Annotated in this window: 12 protein-coding genes; 8 read left to right on the top strand and 4 right to left on the bottom strand. The window is 56.5% G+C overall.

What is annotated here, in order from left to right; genetic code table 11:
• Positions 1-53: 53 nt before the first annotated feature.
• The 5 genes from OVA03_RS02230 (at position 54) to OVA03_RS02210 (ending at position 3,583) form a co-directional block, all read left to right on the top strand.
• Complete coding sequence (locus OVA03_RS02230) at positions 54-1,403, top strand: glycosyltransferase family 2 protein (protein ID WP_267526593.1); 1,350 nt, start codon at positions 54-56, stop codon at positions 1,401-1,403.
• A 43-nt stretch (positions 1,404-1,446) separates the two neighbouring features.
• Positions 1,447-2,385 carry a class I SAM-dependent methyltransferase gene (locus tag OVA03_RS02225; RefSeq protein WP_267526592.1) on the top strand — a complete coding sequence of 313 codons (939 nt, stop codon included), beginning with the start codon at positions 1,447-1,449 and terminating at the stop codon, positions 2,383-2,385.
• 4 nt (positions 2,386-2,389) lie between these two features.
• On the top strand, positions 2,390-3,178 hold the full coding sequence (locus OVA03_RS02220; RefSeq protein ID WP_267526591.1) for a TrmH family RNA methyltransferase: 789 nt from the start codon (positions 2,390-2,392) through the stop codon (positions 3,176-3,178).
• 117 nt (positions 3,179-3,295) lie between these two features.
• A complete protein-coding gene (locus OVA03_RS02215; protein WP_267526590.1) occupies positions 3,296-3,445 on the top strand; it encodes a hypothetical protein in 150 nt (49 codons plus the stop codon).
• Positions 3,446-3,460: 15 nt separating this feature from the next.
• Positions 3,461-3,583 carry a hypothetical protein gene (locus OVA03_RS02210; RefSeq protein ID WP_267526589.1) on the top strand — a complete coding sequence of 41 codons (123 nt, stop codon included), beginning with the start codon at positions 3,461-3,463 and terminating at the stop codon, positions 3,581-3,583.
• A 2-nt stretch (positions 3,584-3,585) separates the two neighbouring features.
• Here the strand turns inward: OVA03_RS02210 and hrpB are convergent, their stop codons facing one another.
• Positions 3,586-6,054 (bottom strand): ATP-dependent helicase HrpB, encoded by a 2,469-nt coding sequence (gene hrpB / locus OVA03_RS02205; protein ID WP_267526588.1) that lies wholly within the window; start codon positions 6,052-6,054, stop codon positions 3,586-3,588.
• 187 nt (positions 6,055-6,241) lie between these two features.
• Between hrpB and OVA03_RS02200 the strand changes: the two genes are divergently transcribed.
• Together OVA03_RS02200 and OVA03_RS02195 are read left to right on the top strand one after the other, a co-directional pair.
• A complete protein-coding gene (locus OVA03_RS02200; RefSeq protein ID WP_267526587.1) occupies positions 6,242-7,879 on the top strand; it encodes an amino acid permease in 1,638 nt (545 codons plus the stop codon).
• Between the two features lie 72 nt (positions 7,880-7,951).
• Positions 7,952-8,638, top strand: a complete 687-nt coding sequence (locus tag OVA03_RS02195; RefSeq protein ID WP_267526586.1) for an MBL fold metallo-hydrolase — start codon at positions 7,952-7,954, stop codon at positions 8,636-8,638.
• 1 nt (position 8,639) lies between these two features.
• Here the strand turns inward: OVA03_RS02195 and OVA03_RS02190 are convergent, their stop codons facing one another.
• Complete coding sequence (locus tag OVA03_RS02190; protein WP_267526585.1) at positions 8,640-8,945, bottom strand: SCP2 sterol-binding domain-containing protein; 306 nt, start codon at positions 8,943-8,945, stop codon at positions 8,640-8,642.
• A gap of 163 nt (positions 8,946-9,108) precedes the next feature.
• Between OVA03_RS02190 and OVA03_RS02185 the strand changes: the two genes are divergently transcribed.
• Positions 9,109-10,302 (top strand): NAD(P)/FAD-dependent oxidoreductase, encoded by a 1,194-nt coding sequence (locus tag OVA03_RS02185; RefSeq protein ID WP_267526584.1) that lies wholly within the window; start codon positions 9,109-9,111, stop codon positions 10,300-10,302.
• Positions 10,303-10,498: 196 nt separating this feature from the next.
• On the opposite strand, the gene rpoC is transcribed toward OVA03_RS02185, so the two are convergent.
• Together rpoC and rpoB are read right to left on the bottom strand one after the other, a co-directional pair.
• A complete protein-coding gene (gene rpoC, locus OVA03_RS02180) occupies positions 10,499-14,683 on the bottom strand; it encodes a DNA-directed RNA polymerase subunit beta' (RefSeq protein ID WP_189487827.1) in 4,185 nt (1,394 codons plus the stop codon).
• Positions 14,684-14,788: 105 nt separating this feature from the next.
• A complete protein-coding gene (gene rpoB / locus OVA03_RS02175) occupies positions 14,789-18,865 on the bottom strand; it encodes a DNA-directed RNA polymerase subunit beta (RefSeq protein ID WP_267526583.1) in 4,077 nt (1,358 codons plus the stop codon).
• Positions 18,866-19,024: the final 159 nt, after the last annotated feature.

Raw genomic sequence — 19,024 nt, 5'->3', positions numbered from 1 at the left:
AAACCTTACCGGTCATACGGCGCATACCAAGGCGCAGGCCGGAACCAACACCCATGGCGGCACTGCCGGAGGCGTTTTCTGCCCGCAGTGGGCCGTCCCCGGTGCAAATCTTTCTGATACTGCTGGCGGTCATCGGCCTCGTCTGGGTCGCCAGCCATGCCATGTCAGGTCTAATGGCCGGTATATACTGGTTTTTCTGGCTGAGCTTTTCAACCGGCGCGGGCTTGCGCTTTCTGGCCACACTGACGCCAAAGCGCGAAGCTGTGTCCGATACATTTCTGGAAGCGTCTAACGAAAACCTGCCGCGTTACAGCGTTATTGTGGCGCTTTACCGCGAGGCCACCATTACATCACAGTTAGTTAACGCCCTGAGCCAACTCGATTATCCACGCGAAAACCTTGAAGTTCTTTATGCGCTCGAAGCCGATGATTTTGAGACCATTGCGACCTTTAAGGCGCAGAACTTACCCGATTATATGCACATCGTTCTGGTGCCACCGGGCACACCCCGCACGAAACCGAGAGCGCTGAATTACGCTCTGGCAAGGGCTCAGGGCGATCTGGTCGTTATCTATGATGCCGAAGACAGGCCCGCTCCGGATCAACTGATCGAAGCCGCCCGCACCTTTGCCAGGGCGCAACAGACCGGCGACATGTCGTTGGCTTGTCTTCAGGCGCCTTTGCGCCCCCTTGGTGGCGATGGGTTTATTGCGCGGCAGTTCGCCGCCGAATATGCGGTGCAGTTTGATGTCTTACTGCCCGCATTCTGTCGTCTCAAACTGCCGTTTCCGCTGGGGGGCACCAGCAATCATTTCCGCAATAAGGTACTGAAATCGATCGGCGCGTGGGATGCTTATAATGTCACCGAAGATGCCGATCTGGGCTTAAGGCTGGCGCAATTTGGCTATACCAGCGCCATGCTTAAGGCACCGACCATCGAGACGCCGCCATCGAATATCTATACCTGGATACCGCAGCGCACCCGCTGGATCAAAGGCTATATGCAAACCCTGATCGTCCATAGCCGCCTGACCACGGCTCTGCGTCTTAAGGTCTGGATCAGCATGATTTTAGGGGTGGGGTTAAGTACACTGGCGGCATTTTGTTATGCGCCGTTTACCTGCTTTGTGCTGTCAGGTCTGATGCTGCAAGCCTTATCGGGTCAATTCACCCCCATGGCCTACAGGGACGCCGGATTGCTGTTGTTTGGCACACTAAGCGGTATGCTGGCGCTATATCAGGGCGCGCGCAGAGCCGGTGTGCCATTTGGCCTCAAGGATGTGCTCTCAGCCCCCGCCTACTGGAGCCTGCAATCAATCAGCGCCGCCCATGCGATTTATCAGCTTATCGTCAAGCCTTTTCACTGGGACAAAACTGATCATAAACCTGCGGCCATCAGTTAGCTAACCTCTGGTGCAACGGCGCCTAATGCGCTAATCAGCGGCCATGATGATTGCTGATCACCCCATTCAACTGCGCACGCTGGCCTGGTCCGACTACGCCCTTATCGACTCGGGTAATGGTAAAAAGCTGGAACGCTACGGCGACTATCTGGTTATCCGTCCGGAGCCTCAGTGCTGGTGGACACCTAAATACCCGGCATTGTGGGACAAGGCCGACGCCATTTTCGACCCTACGGACGAGGATGATGATGGCCGCTGGCAATTCAGCCGTAAACCTGCCGATCAATGGGCGCTGGGTTGGAATCAGGTCAAGTTTTATGGCCGCTTCACCTCGTTCCGCCATCTGGCGTTTTTCCCGGAGCAGGCCGCCAACTGGACGTGGCAAACCGAGTGCATTGAACGGCGTGTCGCCGCGGGGCAGCCACCGCGCGTCCTGAACCTGTTCGGTTATACCGGCGTCGCTTCGCTGGCCTGTGCGGCGGCGGGTGCCAAGGTCACCCACGTTGATGCGTCAAAGAAATCCGTAGGTTGGGCACGGGAGAACGCAACCCTGTCGGGCATGGAACAGGCCCCCATTCGCTGGATCTGCGAAGATGCCCGCAAATATGTGCAGCGCGAGGTCAAGCGCGGCTCAAAATACGAAGGCATTATCCTAGATCCCCCCAAATACGGCCGTGGCCCGACCGGTGATGTCTGGCGATTGTTTGAAGACCTGCCGGAACTGATTAATCTGTGCACGCAGCTTTTGTCGGATGACGCCGCCTTTCTGCTGCTCAATGCCTATGCCGCACGGGTGTCAGGGCCGGCGCTGGCGCATCTACTGGCCGAAGCGGTCGGGCCTGAAAAGGGGGGGCAAATTGACTATGGCGAACTCACTCTGGTTGAGCAGGATAAGGCTCCCAAAGGCATGGCTTTGAGCCCTGTGCCCCCACGCGAAATCGGACTCTCCTTTTTTGCGCGTTGGATGAAGGATAAGGCGTAAGACCATGATAAAAGAGATTACTTCGCTTACCAACCAAACCATAAAAGATATCCGAGCCCTGCATATGCGCAAGACGCGCGAGGAAACGCAGCAGTTCCTTGCCGAAGGTCTGAAGATCATTATTGACGCGCTCGATCAGGGTTTCTCACCGCAAATTCTGGTCTACGGTAAGGATGCTGACCGCCATCCGCTGCTGACCCGCGCCATTGATCAGACGCTTAAAGCTCGTGGTCAGGTTCTTGAAGTAACCCGCGAAATATTAGAAAAAATATCCCGCAAAGATAACCCTCAGATGGTGATCGCGGTATTTGCCCAGCACATCAAAACGCTCAGCGATATCAACCTCAGGGACAATGATGTTTGGGTGGCGCTTGAACAGGTTCGTGATCCCGGCAATCTCGGGACCATCATCCGCACAGCCGATGCCGCCGGGATCGGCGGTGTAATTCTCATAGGTGATTGTGTTGACCCGTTTTCAGTCGAAACGGTGCGCGCCACCATGGGTTCAATCTTTTCCCTGCCGATCGTTAAATGCACCCAAGCCGAATTTATAGCGGATCGTGCGCGCTGGACAGGATCGATCGTAGGTACCCTGCTGACCGCCACCCACGATCATCGCTCCGCCCCTTACCAGCGGCCAACCCTGATCCTCATGGGCACCGAACAGTCCGGTCTGAGCACTGAGGTTGCGGCGATCTGCGATACTCACGTCAAGATCCCAATGCGGGGCCGTGCCGATAGCCTGAACCTTTCGATTGCTACCGGCATCATGATTTATGCGGCAACCGAGTAACGTCCCTTTTAAGATGAAGTATTTGTAATTCATGCTGCATTCAGTTTCGAGGCAGTATGGTAAATACATAAGCCGTGGGGGCTTATCCGTAACGCACGGGTTCATCAGGGGATCATTATGACATCCACTATTTTAAAACTGACCGCTATTGCGATCATGGCGTCCACCCTATCGGGCTGCATTATCTATGTCGAAGACAAGGTCGACACAAAAGTCACCCATTCGCCAGCACCAGCCGAAGATACATCCAAGAAAACCAGCTTCTGATTAAGGGGACAAATCATGCGTCAATCAATCCTAAAACTGGCGGCTATGGCCGCAATCGCGGTCTCATTGTCCGGCTGCATCATCATTGCCAAGGACAGCGATCCAAATCTTACGCCCGCACCATCTGCCGCCCGCTAGCCCTAGGTACCGCGCGGCTTGGCCCGTGCCGTCGCCTGAGCCGATTTGGGGTCTTCGGGCCAGACGTGACGGGGGTAGCGTCCCTTCATTTCGGTGCGCACCTCCGGCCAGGAACCGTCCCAAAAACCGACTATATCCTTGGTAATCTGGATAGGGCGATGGGCTGGCGACAACAGGGCCAGTGTCAGGGGCGTTTTGTTGACGCCCACTGTCGGGTGACGGGCCGTGCCATAAAATTCCGTCACCCGCGCCTCAACTCGCGGCCCGCCTTCGGCTCCGTAATCGATGCGCGCACCGTTGCCTGTCGGCAGGCGCAGGTTTTCGGGTGCCAGCGCATCGAGGTTTCGCTGCTGTTCGTAACTAAGCAAATTGGTTAGAGCTTGGGTGACGTCATGCGCGGTAAGATTAAGCAGCGGAAGCCCGCCAGCATAGGGTCCAAGCCAGTCTTCAAGGGTTTGCAGCAAGGCCGCATCCGACATATCCGGCCATGTGGGGGCATCATTTCGCAAAAACTGCACGCGCTGACGCAAACTCTCCGCATGATCCGAAAATTTCAGCGCTTTCAGCCCTTTAGATTTTATCTCCTCAGCCTGCACTTTCACTAACAGTTCTGCGGGTACGCGTTCCATAGGTTTGGAGGACAGCACGACCTGCCCCAACCGCACCTGCTCAAAAGCCCGGAAATTACCGCCTGCGCTTTTTTCAACCACCGCCGCGGTCTCTAACCGGTCTGCGAACAGGCGCATAATCTCATCGGCGGTCAGTGGCGCCGCCAGCAATATCCGATCACGCACACTGCCCCCGCCCAGATCACCGACGGCGAGATAAGACGATCTGGCTAAAGGATCGGTGTCATCGACATAGGCGCCACGGCCATTGGCCATGACGAATTCACCGGCCTTACCCCGCGCCTTGGCGATGCGTTCCGGAAAGGCTTCAGCTAACAGATAGGCTGAGTTTTTACATGCATCCGTTTGTTTAATTTCTTTTTTAATCAAACTATCTGCCAGACGTGTCCAGTTCTGCGCCAGACTACGCGCCTGAGCCGCCTTGGGCGTCTTGTCACGGCTTAAGCTCTCAAGCCGGGTTTCCAGATCGGTCGATTTCCCACCCAATCCATTTTCCGACAGCAGAGCGGCCAGGGCTGCACCGACTGCGGCCTGCCCCTGTTTGGCCGCATGGAGTAGCATATTGGCCAGACGCGGCGACATTGGTAACTGCGACATCAAACGCCCATGGGTCGTCAGATCGCCCTTGTCATCCAGCGCGCCTAAGGCCTGCAACAGCCGTGTTGCCTCTGCCATAGCGCCTTCGGGCGGATGGTCGAGCAGGCTCAAACCCTCGGTCGAGCGTGCGCCCCACATGCGCAGATCCAGCACCAGCCGCGACAGATCGGTTTCCAGAATTTCCGGTCGCGCAAACGGGATGAGCGATAAATCCTGCTCTTTATCCCACAGCCGGTAACACTCCCCGGCCTGTGTCCGGCCCGCACGGCCACGTCGCTGATCGGCAGAGGCCTTAGTTACGCGCTCGGTCACAAACCGTATCGTCCCCCTCGCCGGATCGTAACGCCCAAGCCGTGACACACCACTGTCGATCACCATAGTCACCCGGTCCAGCGTCAGCGAGGTTTCAGCAATGGCGGTCGCCAGCACGATTTTCGGTCGCCCTGCTGCATTTTTGCGCAAAACGGCAGACTGATCGCGGATATCCATCGCGCCATAGAGTTTGCATAGCTCGATATGACTATGCAGTCCGCCCTCTTCCAACCGGCTGGCCACGCGGTGAATCTCACCCTGACCTGGCAGAAAAACCAGCAACGTTTCAGCCTGTTCGGGCGTCAACTTAGATTGTAACCTTAGGATATGGCGGGCGATATCATCTTCCAGCCTCTGGCCCTGAGCCCGCCCCAGATAGTGGGTCGTGACGGGATAGGCGCGGCCTTCGGAGTGAAAGGTTTGGGCATCAGACAGCACCTCAGATACCCGCTGCCCATCCAGGGTTGCCGACATGACCAGAAGCCTGAGATCATCCCGCAATAGGGTCTGGCTATCGCGCGCAAAGGCCAGCCCCAGATCGGCATCCAGACTGCGTTCATGAAACTCATCGAAGATGACGCCGCCCACACCGTCAAGTGCCGGGTCATCGACGATGCGGCGCGAAAATATGCCTTCGGTGACGACTTCAATGCGGGTCTTAGGGCCAATCCGGCTTTCACCGCGCACCCGAAAGCCCACCGTTTCACCAACAGATTCGCCCAGGGTCTCCGCCATACGCGCCGCCGCCGCCCGCGCCGCCAGACGCCGCGGCTCCAGCAGAATCAGGGTCTGGCCCTTAAGCCACGCTTCATCCAGCAAGGCCAGAGGAATCCCCGTCGTCTTGCCCGCCCCCGGCGGCGCGATAATCAGGGCCGTGGTTCGGGCTTGCAGATACGCCTTAAGCGGCGAATATATCTCTTCGACAGGCAACATAATTCGCCTCCCTAGCAGAATTTTCCGCCAAATGTCACGCTCAGGCTAAATTTCTCATTAAACTTGGCTGTTAGCTGGTGAAATCTTCCCGCAAATAGCTGTTGCTTAGTTGAAAATGTGACATTAACGTCATCCCTTTAGCGTTTTATGCCGCGAGTGAAAATGGCGGCACCATGCGAGGGGTCTCATGTCCAACAACCTTGGTCGGCTGTTCCAGAAAAAGTCGATTGCCAATATTCAAAAAGAAGCGGCCAAAAGTCCGCTCAAGCGCACGCTTGGGCCGATTAATCTGATGTCGCTCGGTGTCGGCGCTATTATCGGCGCCGGCATTTTCGTTCTTACCGGTCAGGTGGCGTCAGCCAATGCCGGTCCGGCGATCATGCTGTCCTTTGTGGTGGCCGGAATCGCCTGTGCGCTGGCCGGCCTCTGTTATGCCGAACTGGCGTCAACCATGCCGGTGTCGGGATCGGCCTATACCTATGCCTACGGGACACTGGGCGAAGTCTTCGCCTGGATCATGGGCTGGCTGCTGGTGCTGGAATACGGAATTGCCGCTTCTACAGTGGCGGTGGGCTGGTCAGGCTATGTTGTCAGCTTACTTGGCGATTTCGGGGTACACCTACCGGTGCTCGCGGGGGGGACTGACCACCCGGCGACCATGTGGGCAACCCCATTGGTGCGCGCCGTAACAGATGACGGTGGTCACACCACCATGATGCTGTCGGGCACTTTTAACCTGATCGCCGCTATCGGCATTGCCGCTGTGACCTGCCTGCTGGTTCTGGGCGTCAGCGAATCGGCCAACGTCAATAACTTCATCGTGGTATTGAAAATCATAGTGCTGCTGACCTTTATTGCGGTCGGCGTCACCTACATCAATCCTGACAACTGGCATCCGTTCATTCCACCCGCAACCGGCAATCCCGGTGAGTTTGGCGTCGGGGGCATTTTCCGCGGTGCCGCCATCATCTTCTTTGCCTATGTTGGCTTCGAAGCCGTCTCAACCGCTGCGGCCGAAGCCAAGAACCCAAGCCGCGATGTCCCCGTCGGCATTCTGGGCGCCCTAGTAATCTGTACGGTTATCTACATGGCTGTCGCCGCCGTCATGACCGGCGTTGTCCCTTATCTGGAACTGGCAAGCCCCGCCCCCATCGCGGTGGCTATCGACCGCATGGCGCTGACCTGGGCCAACTTCCCGTGGCCGTTCGTTGAAAGCGGCCAGATGAACGCCATCAGCCTGCTGATCAAGGTCGGTGCGGTTGCAGGTCTCTCATCCGTTATGCTGGTGCTGTGCTTTGGCCAGACCCGCATCTTTTACACCATGTCGCGTGACGGCCTGTTGCCCGCCGTATTCTCGAAAATCCACGATAAGTTCCGTACCCCCTGGCTCGGCACCATTCTGCTGGGGATCATGGTTGCGGTGGCAGCCTCGTTCCTGCCGATCAGCCTGCTGGGTGATCTGGTCTCGCTGGGGACTGCGGTCGCCTTCTCAATCGTGTGTTTGTCGGTAATCTACCTGCGCATCAAGCACCCCGAAATGGAGCGCCCCTTCCGCGTACCTGGCGGGATATTTACGGCGGTCTTAGGCATCCTGTCCTGTCTGTTCCTGGCCTGGCAAAACTTCTCGCCCATGATTGACCATGCCATGAAGGGCAACACTCTGCCGCTGACCATTCTGGTGTGCTACGCCATTGTCGGCGCGATAATCTATGCCGGTTACGGCTTCTGGCACTCGAAGCTGTCCAAGGGCATCGACATCACCGAAGACACCGATCTGTCGTCTCCGGCCGATGCGTTCCGCGGCAATATCGACGATAAGAAATAGGATGTAATCTCCTGTAGAGTTCAAAGCCCCTATGTTTTAAGACATAGGGGCTTTTCTTATGGAGTTCCCGCCGTGTCCGATGCCCCTATCCGCCTGTTTGTCGCGCCCGTCACCCCGCTACAGCAAAACTGCACGGTCGTCTGGTGCACCAAGACTAACAAGGCTGCTGTCATTGATCCGGGTGGTGATCTTGACGCCGTGCTGGGGGAAATCAAGCGGCGCGGCCTGAGCGTCGATAAGATATGGATCACCCACGGCCATGCCGATCACGCAGGCGGGGCTGCGGAATTGAAAGAACGCACAGGGGCCATGATCGAAGGCCCGCATCGTGACGATCAGTTCTGGATCGACCGCATCCCCGAAGCCGGTCAGCGCTACGGCGTCGAAGGCATGCGGGTGTTTGAAACCGACCGCTGGCTGGAAAACGGCGATACGGTCACACTCGGCGAAACTGAATGGGAGATTTATCACTGCCCCGGCCATACGCCCGGCCATGTGGTTTTCTTCCACCGTCCGTCGAACTTCGCGCAGGTCGGTGATGTCCTGTTTAAAGGCTCAATTGGCAGAACGGACTTCCCGCGCGGCAATCACGCTGATCTGATCAACGCGATCACCACGCGGTTGTGGCCGCTGGGGGACGTCCAGTTCGTGCCTGGACACGGCCCGATGTCGAGCTTTCATGCGGAGCGTCAGTCAAACCCCTATGTGGCGGATCGGGTGATTGCTCATTCTAAAGCCAATACGTCGGGGCCGGGCTAAATCAGCCTTTCAACAGCGGCGCTAATTTCTGCGCGACACTCATGTCGCCAAGGATCTTCATCTTGCCCTGCATAAAAGCCATCATCGGATCAAGCTGGCCCTTAGCCATAGCCACCAGATCATCCAGACCGATGATGACTGTGGTATCAGCCGCGCCATCGTCATTGCTGACCACATTGGGCACCTGAGCGGCGTTGATAAGGATTTTACCAGCATCACCGAAGTCGAGCTTGACGATTTTCCCCAAGCCGGAGTCCTCTCCGACCGAAGATTTGATTTTTTCTGTGATGGTGACCAAATCGGACATGGTATCCTCCTGAACAGGCTTATATAGGTGGCTGCGACCTTACGCCGGATTTTCGGCAGAACAAGTATGACGTTGCGTAAGCCAAAGCATTTTAGACGAAGTGGCTGCCGGTTCGTCGTAAAAATGCGACTAAACAAAATTAACGCAATTTTTTTGAGATTTCATGTCCTCTTCCCCAAAATACTATGATGCTGCCATTATTGGTGCCGGTGCCGCAGGCCTTATGTGCGCAATCGAAGCTGCGAAACGTGGAAAAAAAGTCGTCGTGCTGGAACAGGCTGACGCCCCGGCCGAGAAGATTCGCATCTCCGGCGGTGGGCGCTGTAACTTCACCCACCTGCGCGCCCATTCGCATAACTACCTGTCCCAAAACCCGCGTTTTTGCATTTCGGCTTTAAAGCGCTACACACCGCGCGATTTCGTAGGCTTGGTTGAGCGCCATAAAATTCCTTATCACGAAAAAACCGAAGGCCAGTTGTTCTGCGATGAGTCCGCCATGGACATCATCGACATGCTGCTCAATGAATTGCGCGATAATGGCGGCGAACTGTGGCTGCAAACGGCCATCACCGCGATTACTAAAAACGACGCCGGTTTTGATATCACCACGACCAATGAAACCGTCAAAGCCAAAAAGGTGGTCATTGCCACCGGCGGCTTGTCGATCCCGAAACTGGGGTCGCCCTTTGCCTATGAGACCGCAAAGCAGTTCGGCCATGTGATCACCCCCATGCGCGCAGGCCTGGTGCCCCTGACGCTTAGCCCCGATAAGCTTCAGGCTCTGGATCTGGCCGGTGTTTCTATGCAGGCGCGCGTTAAAGTCGGCAAAACCAAGTTTGAAGACGGCTTTTTGTTCACCCACCGCGGCCTGTCCGGCCCGGCTATACTGCAAATTTCCAACTACTGGCAGATGGGCCAAACGCTTGAGATCGACCTTCGGCCTGATATGGATCTGATGGAATGGTTCCGGGCCAAGCGCAAAACCCGTCAATCTTTGCACACGGCCCTGTTTGAAATCCTGCCGCGCCGTCTGGCAGAGAAAATCATGGCCGCTCAGGGTCTTAGTGCTGAAACGAACGAGACCAAGATCGCGGATATGTCCGATGTGAAGATCAAGGGCATATTATCGCACATTCAGCCGTGGAGCCTGATCCCGGACGGCACCGAAGGCTACCGCACCGCTGAAGTCACGCTCGGCGGCATCGACACCAAGGATATCTCTTCGCAGACCTTTGAAAGCCACTTGTGCGCGGGACTATATTTCGTTGGCGAAGCGCTCGATGTCACCGGCTGGCTGGGCGGCTATAATTTCCAATGGGCGTGGTCATCGGGTTGGGCGGTCGGTCAGGCTATATAGACATCCGTGAAAAAGTCCTTCGGCTCAGCTTCGCTTTCGTCTCAGGGAACTTTTTCACGATTAAAATGTAGGGGTCACGACTGCCCCACAGTTAATATATAAAAACCCCTGAGTGCGGACACTCAGGGGTTTTTATATGACTTACCCGATGGCGTTCAACGCGCCAAGTTCCGGGTTAAGGGGGCTTGCCCCCTTATTATTCGCCGGCCGGGGCTTCGAGCAGGATTTCCGCCGGTAGCGGCTCCATCGTCTCTTCGCGGGTCTGGGCCAGTTGTTCATCACGCTTGAGCGCGATGCGCTGGAGCGAGCGCAGGTAAGCGCCCGTACCGGCCGGGATCAGACGACCGACGATGACGTTTTCTTTCAAGCCGTCCAGAGTATCGACCTTGCCGTTGACCGAAGCTTCGGTCAGGACGCGGGTCGTTTCCTGGAACGAAGCGGCCGAAATGAACGACTTCGTTTGCAGAGACGCCTTGGTGATACCGAGCAGGATCGGCTGGGTTACCGCCAAACGGCCACCGCGCTTTTCAGTCTTGGCATTATCAAGATCAACCTCGGTCTTATCCAGATGATCACCCTTGATGAGGCCGGTATCGCCCGGCTCAAGGATTTCCACCTTTTGCAGCATCTGACGCACGATGACTTCGATGTGCTTGTCGTTGATCGGCACGCCTTGCAGACGGTAAACGTCCTGAACTTCGTTGACCAGATACTCAGCCAGGGATTCAACGCCCTGAATACGCAGCAGATCATGCGGATCGGGGTTGCCGTCGATGATGTAGTCACCCTTCTGGATGAAGTCACCATCGTGAACCGAGATATGCTTGCCTTTCGGGATCAGGAACTCGACGGCTTCTGAACCATCTTCCGGCGTGATCTTGATGCGGCGCTTGTTCTTGTAGTCGCGGCCAAATTCTACGCGGCCATCCATTTCGGCGATGACAGCACAGTCTTTCGGACGGCGCGCTTCGAACAGTTCGGCGACGCGCGGCAGACCACCGGTGATGTCGCGGGTCTTGGCACCTTCGGTTGGGATACGCGCCAGGATTTCACCCGGACGAACCTCGTCACCGTTACCTACCGAGAGAATAGCCCCGACCGGCAGGAGGTAACGCGACTCAGTGCCGTTGGCCAGACGCTTATAAGCGCCCGCATCATCGACAATGCCCATGCCCGGACGCAGGTCAGACCCACGCGGAGAGGCACGCCAGTCAGCGACCACGCGGTTGGTGATGCCGGTAGCTTCGTCGGTTTCTTCACGCACCGACATACCGTCCGTGAGGTCTTCAAACCGGATTTTACCGCCCACTTCGGTGATGATCGGGGTGGTATAGGGATCCCACTCCGCCAGACGCTGACCTTTTTTGACCTCGGAACCGTCCACGATACGCAGACGCGCACCGTAAGGCACCTTATAGGTTTCACGGTCTTTACCATCATGGTGAACCGTGATCATGACGTTACGGCTCATGGCGATCAGGTCACCGTGGGTACCCTTAACCGTGTTGCCGCCCGTCAGCTTGATCACACCGTCTGCTGTCGTTTCATAGAACGACTGCTCGGCCACCTGAGCGGTACCGCCGATGTGGAAGGTCCGCATGGTAAGCTGCGTGCCGGGTTCACCGATCGATTGCGCCGCAATAACGCCGACCGCTTCGCCCATATTGACGCGGGTACCGCGGGCCAGATCGCGACCGTAGCAGGCCGCACAGGCACCGAGTTCCGCTTCACAGGTCAGGACCGAGCGCACCTTAACCGACTGAACGCCCGAAGCTTCGATAAGCTCGACCACTTCTTCGTCGACATAGGTATCGGCTTCGACCACAACTTCCTGCGTCGCCACGTCCTTGATGTCCTCAGCCGTGGTGCGGCCCAGAACGCGTGCGCCCAGCGATACCAGCACGTCACCGCCTTCGACCACGGCGCGGAGCGTAATGCCCTTCGTCGTGCCGCAATCCGGCTCCATGATGATACAGTCTTGAGCGACGTCAACCAGACGACGGGTCAGATAACCGGAGTTCGCCGTCTTCAGCGCGGTATCGGCCAGACCTTTACGGGCGCCGTGGGTGGAGTTGAAGTACTCCATAACCGACAGGCCTTCTTTAAAGTTCGAAATGATCGGCGTTTCAATGATTTCGCCCGATGGCTTGGCCATAAGGCCGCGCATACCACCAAGCTGCTTCATCTGGGCCTGAGAACCACGGGCACCAGAGTTGGCCATCATGTAGATCGAGTTGATCTCTTTTTCAGTCCCATCAGCATTGAGGTGCTTACGGCTGATTTCCTTCATCATTTCGTCAGACACGCGGTCAGTCGCTTTCGACCAGGCGTCAACGACCTTGTTGTACTTTTCGCCCTTGGTGATCAGACCGTCAGCATATTGCTGCTCGTATTCTTCAACCAGATTACGGGTTTCTTCGACGATACCCTTCTTGGAATCGGGAATAACGATGTCGTCCTTACCGAAGGAAATACCGGCACGGGCCGCTTCTTTGAAGCCCAGCGCCATCATCTGGTCAGCGAAGATCACGGTCGCCTTCTGGCCGCAGTGGCGATACACCACGTCGATCAGGTTGCCGATTTCCTTCTTGGTCAGGTTCTTTTCCAGAACCCGGATACCGATCGAGGCGTGACGCGGCAGCAGAGCGGCGATCTTCATGCGGCCCGGCGTCGTGTCGATGACACGGGTACGGGTTTCGCCGTCAGGATCGACTTCGGTGAAGCGGCACTTGACCTTAGCGTGCATGGAGACAACACCGGCATCGAGCGCGGCCTGAATTTCATTCAGGTCGGCAAAGATCATGCCCTCGCCCTGCTCTTTTTCCTTCACGAGCGACAGATAATAGAGACCCAGCACGATATCCTGCGACGGGACGATGATTGGCTTACCGTTGGCCGGCGACAGGATGTTGTTGGTCGACATCATCAGGACGCGGGCTTCGAGTTGCGCCTCAAGCGACAGCGGGACGTGAACGGCCATCTGGTCACCGTCGAAGTCGGCGTTAAAGGCCGAACAGACGAGCGGATGCAAACGGATCGCCTTACCTTCGATCAGCTTGGGCTCAAACGCCTGAATCCCAAGACGGTGAAGGGTCGGGGCGCGGTTCAACATGACCGGATGTTCACGGATAACCTCTTCGAGGATATCCCAAACCTGCGGCTGCTCACGCTCGACCATACGCTTGGATTGCTTAACGGTGCCGGACAGGCCCTTGGCATCCAGACGCGCATAGATGAACGGCTTGAAAAGTTCCAGCGCCATCTTCTTAGGTAGACCACACTCATGCAGTTTCAGTTCCGGGCCCACGGTGATAACCGAACGACCTGAATAGTCGACGCGCTTGCCAAGAAGGTTCTGACGGAAGCGGCCTTGCTTACCCTTAAGCATATCAGCCAGGGATTTCAGCGGACGCTTGTTGGCGCCGGTGATGACACGACCACGGCGGCCGTTATCAAACAGGGCGTCAACCGATTCCTGCAACATACGCTTTTCGTTGCGGATGATGATGTCAGGCGCGCGCAGTTCCATCAGGCGCTTCAAACGGTTGTTCCGGTTGATCACGCGGCGATAGAGGTCGTTCAGGTCGGAGGTCGCGAAACGGCCACCATCCAGCGGCACCAGCGGGCGCAACTCAGGCGGAATAACCGGCACAACCGTCAGGATCATCCATTCAGGCTTGTTGCCCGATTCCATGAACGCTTCGATCAGCTTAAGGCGCTTGGAGGCCTTTTTGGCCTTCATTTCCGAAGGATTATCAGCCAGATCCGAACGCAGCTTATCGGCAATCTCGCTGAGGTTCATCGACATCAGCATATTGCGGATAGCTTCGGCACCGATTTCAGCCGTAAAGCTGTCGTCGCCGAATTCTTCCTGACAGCGATAATATTCGTCTTCGGTCAGAAGCTGGTTCAGCTTAAGCGCGGTCAGACCCGGTTCCGTGACGATGTAGTTTTCAAAGTACAGAACCCGCTCAACGTCCTTAAGCGCCATGTCAAGGAACATGGAAATACGCGACGGCAGTGACTTCAGGAACCAGATGTGGGCAACCGGCGAGGCCAGTTCGATATGGCCCATGCGCTCACGGCGAACGCGTGACAGAGTGACTTCCACGCCGCACTTTTCGCAGATAATGCCCTTGTACTTCATGCGCTTATACTTACCGCACAAGCATTCATAGTCTTTGGTCGGGCCAAAGATACGCGCACAGAACAGGCCGTCACGCTCAGGCTTGAACGTACGGTAGTTGATGGTTTCCGGCTTCTTGATCTCACCGAACGACCACGAAAGGATCTTTTCAGGCGATGCCAGAGTGATGCGGATCTGGTCGAAGGTCGGGGCGACCTGTACCGGATTGAAAATATTGAGGACTTCCTGGTTCATCCAGTTGCTCCATGTGGGTGCCTCGGGCACCCCTAAAATTAAAGGTCGATCAGGTGATGGCGAGGCAGGTTCCCCTGCCCCTTTTAAGGATTACCCTTTTGAGGGTTAGCCCTGACCATTCTCCAACTCGACATTCAGACCCAAAGATCGCATTTCCTTGATCAGGACGTTGAAGCTTTCCGGGATACCGGCCTCGAAGCTGTCATCGCCACGGACGATGGCTTCATAGACCTTGGTACGACCGGCGACGTCATCGGACTTCACGGTCAGCATTTCCTGCAGGGTATAGGCGGCACCATAAGCTTCCAGAGCCCAGACCTCCATTTCCCCGAAGCGCTGACCGCCGAACTGCGCCTTACCACCCAGCGGCTGCTGAGTGACGAGCGAGTATGGCCCAATAGAACGGGCGTGGATCTTGTCATCGACCAGGTGGTGCAGCTTCAGCATGTAGATGATGCCAACCGTGACCGGACGCTTGAACTGCTCACCCGTCAGACCGTCGAACAGGATCGACTGACCGGAACGATCAAGACCGGCAAACTCCAGCATATCTTCAATGTCGTCAATGTGAGCGCCATCAAAGACCGGGGTTGCAATCGGCACACCGCGCGACAGGTTCTTAGCCAGTTCAATCAGACCTTCTTCCGTATCCGGAAGCTCCTGCTCCTGACCATAGACACCACGCAGGTGATCGATCAACGCCTGCTTCTGGCCGCCATTCTGCCAGTCTTCCAGCAGGTTAGCGATTTGCTTGCCGACGTTAGCACAGGCCCAACCAAGGTGGGTTTCAAAGATCTGACCGACGTTCATACGCGACGGCACGCCCAGCGGGTTCAGCACGATATCAACATGCTCACCATCGGCGAGGAACGGCATGTCTTCGACCGGGAGAATCTTGGAGATAACCCCCTTGTTGCCGTGACGGCCGGCCATCTTATCGCCCGGTTGCAGCTTGCGCTTCACAGCCACGAAGACCTTGACCATCTTCATGACGCCCGGCGGCAGTTCGTCACCGCGTTGCAGCTTTTCAACCTTGTCCTCAAAGCGACGATCCAGACGCTTACGCGCCTCTGTGAATTGACGGTTCATGGCCTCAAGCTCGCCCATGATCTTTTCGTCTTCGAGGGCGATTTGCCACCACAGGCCTTTGGAGACTTCGGACAACTTCTCTTCGGTGATTTCACCGCGCCCCATGCCCTTCGGCCCGGAAATGGCGACCTTACCGAGGACGATGTCCTTCAGACGGCCATAGATGTTGCGCTCAAGGATCGACAGTTCGTCGTCGCGGTCCTTGCCCAGACGCTCGATTTCGTGACGTTCAATCGCCAGAGCGCGTTCGTCTTTTTCAACACCGTGACGGTTGAAGACACGCACTTCGACGATGGTACCGGCAACACCCGGCGGCAGACGAAGCGACGTATCGCGCACGTCAGAAGCCTTTTCACCAAAGATAGCGCGCAGAAGCTTTTCTTCCGGCGTCATGGGTGACTCGCCCTTTGGCGTCACCTTACCAACCAGAATATCGCCCGGCTGAACTTCCGCGCCGATAGCCACAATACCGGCCTCGTCGAGGTTACGCAGGGCTTCTTCACCGACGTTTGGAATGTCGCGAGTGATTTCTTCCGGCCCAAGCTTGGTATCGCGGGCCATGACTTCAAACTCTTCCAGATGGATAGAGGTGAAGATGTCATCACGCACGATGCGCTCACTGATCAGGATCGAGTCTTCGAAGTTGTAACCGTTCCACGGCATGAAGGCCACGAGGACGTTACGCCCCAGAGCCAGATCACCGAGATCGGTCGACGGACCGTCAGCGATGATGTCATGAGCAGCAACCTTATCGCCGACCTTAACGATAGGGCGCTGGTTGATACAGGTGTTCTGGTTCGAGCGCTGGAACTTCGACAGGCGATAGATATCAACGCCTGGCTTGGTCGGATCGGTTTCTTCGGTTGCGCGAACCACGATACGGGTGGCATCGACCTGTTCGACCACGCCAGTACGGCGGGCAGCAATGGTCGCCCCGGAATCACGGGCCACAACCTCTTCCATACCGGTGCCGACGAACGGGGCGTCCGCCTTAACCAGAGGCACGGCCTGACGCTGCATGTTCGAGCCCATGAGGGCGCGGTTGGCGTCATCGTTTTCAAGGAAGGGGATCAGGGCCGCAGCGACCGAGACCACCTGCTTAGGCGACACGTCCATATAGTCGATCTGGTCTTTACCTGACAGGGTGACATCGCCATTGATACGGACAGTCATCAGATCGTCGCCGAGATGGCCCTTGATGATCGGCACGTTCGCCTGAGCGATGGTGTGCTTGGACTCTTCCATGGCCGACATATAGACGACCTCTTCCTGCACCGCCCCGTCAATAACCTTACGGTACGGCGATTCAATAAAGCCGTACTTATTGACCCGGGCATGGGTGGCCAGCGAGTTGATCAGACCGATGTTCGGGCCTTCCGGCGTCTCAATCGGGCAGATACGGCCATAATGGGTCGGGTGAACGTCGCGGACTTCAAAGCCCGCGCGCTCACGGGTCAGACCGCCTGGACCCAAGGCCGACAAACGACGCTTGTGCGTGATTTCCGACAGCGGATTGGTCTGGTCCATGAACTGCGACAACTGCGACGAGCCGAAGAATTCACGCACCGAAGCCGCAGCCGGCTTGGCGTTAATCAGGTCGTGCGGCATGACGGTGTCGATATCGACCGACGACATACGCTCCTTAATGGCACGCTCCATGCGCAGTAGGCCAACGCGGTACTGGTTTTCCAGCAATTCACCGACCGAACGGACGCGACGGTTACCGAGGTTGTCGATATCGTCGATTTCACCGCGGCCATCGCGCAGCCCGACAAGAATCTTGAGGATGCTCAGGATATCGTCTTTGCGCAGAACGCGCACATCATCGGCTACCGACTGCTCAAGACGCATGTTCATCTTGACGCGACCGACGCTGGACAGGTCGTAACGCTCCATATCGAAGAACAGGCTGTTGAACATAGCCTCAGCCGCTTCGATGGTGGGCGGCTCACCCGGACGCATGACGCGGTAAACGTCAAACAAAGCATCTTCACGCGACGAGTTCTTATCGACACGCAGAGTTGAGCGCATGTAAGGCCCAACCGTGACATGGTCGATATCGAGCACGTCTACGGTCGAGAAACCGTTTTCTTCAAGGGTCTTGATGGCCACGGCATCAAGCTCATCACCGGCTTCGGCGTAGATTTCACCCGTCTGGAAGTTGACGGCGTCACGCGCCAGATAACGACCGTTCAGGGCGTTTTCCGACAGAAGCAGCGATTTCACGCCACCGTCAGCCAGCTTCTTAGCGGTACGGGCCGAAATCTTGGTGCCTGCCTGAGCGATCACTTCGCCGGTATCGGCATCAACCAGATCAAACTCCGGCTTCACACCGCGCCAGCGCTCAGGCTTATAAGGCGTGACCCAACCGGCGTCTTTTTTCTCATAGGGCACGACATCATAAAAGGTCGTGAGGATTTCTTCGCCATCAAGGCCAAGCGCCTGAAGGAAAGTGGTCGCCGGCAACTTACGGCGGCGATCGATACGGACATAGACAACGTCCTTGGCATCGAATTCAAAGTCGAGCCACGAGCCGCGGTAAGGGATGATACGCGCGCCGAACAGCAATTTACCCGAAGAGTGGGTCTTGCCCTTATCGTGATCGAAGAAGACGCCGGGAGAGCGGTGCATCTGGGAGACGATAACGCGCTCAGTGCCGTTGACGACAAAGGTGCCCTTATCGGTCATGAGCGGGATATCGCCCATGTAAACGTCCTGCTCCTTGATGTCTTTAACGGAGCGGGCGCCGGTGTCTTCGTCGGTTTCAAACACGATCAGACGCAGCTTAACCTTCAGCGGCGCGGCATAAGTGATATCGCGCTGGATACACTCTTCAACGTCGTACTTGGGCTCTTCGAACTCATAGGACACATATTCCAGCGTCGCGCGCTCGTTAAAATCCTTAACCGGGAACACACTCTTGAAAACAGCCTCCAGGCCGTCATCAATGCGCTCGACCGGACGGACGAAGCGTTGCAGGAATTGTTCATAAGATGAGCGCTGAACCTCGATCAGGTTCGGCATACGAATAGCTTCAGGGATACGGCCGAAAGATTTCCGAATCCGCTTCTTTTCAGTAAAAGACTGCGCCATTTTTGTCCTTGCGTGGAAACGCTGTATTTTGGATGCCCAATTAAATATGAGCCTCCGGGGGTTCAAGGTGTCGTCACATCCCAAAGGATGTAAAAGTTGCCTTGCGTCCGCTCTTTATGAAGCGATAAATCGCCTCAGACGCTTTGTTTTTATGGCTTT

This window comes from Asticcacaulis sp. SL142, assembly GCF_026625745.1.
GTDB lineage: Bacteria > Pseudomonadota > Alphaproteobacteria > Caulobacterales > Caulobacteraceae > Asticcacaulis.
This window is presented reverse-complemented; position numbering and strand designations above follow the sequence as displayed.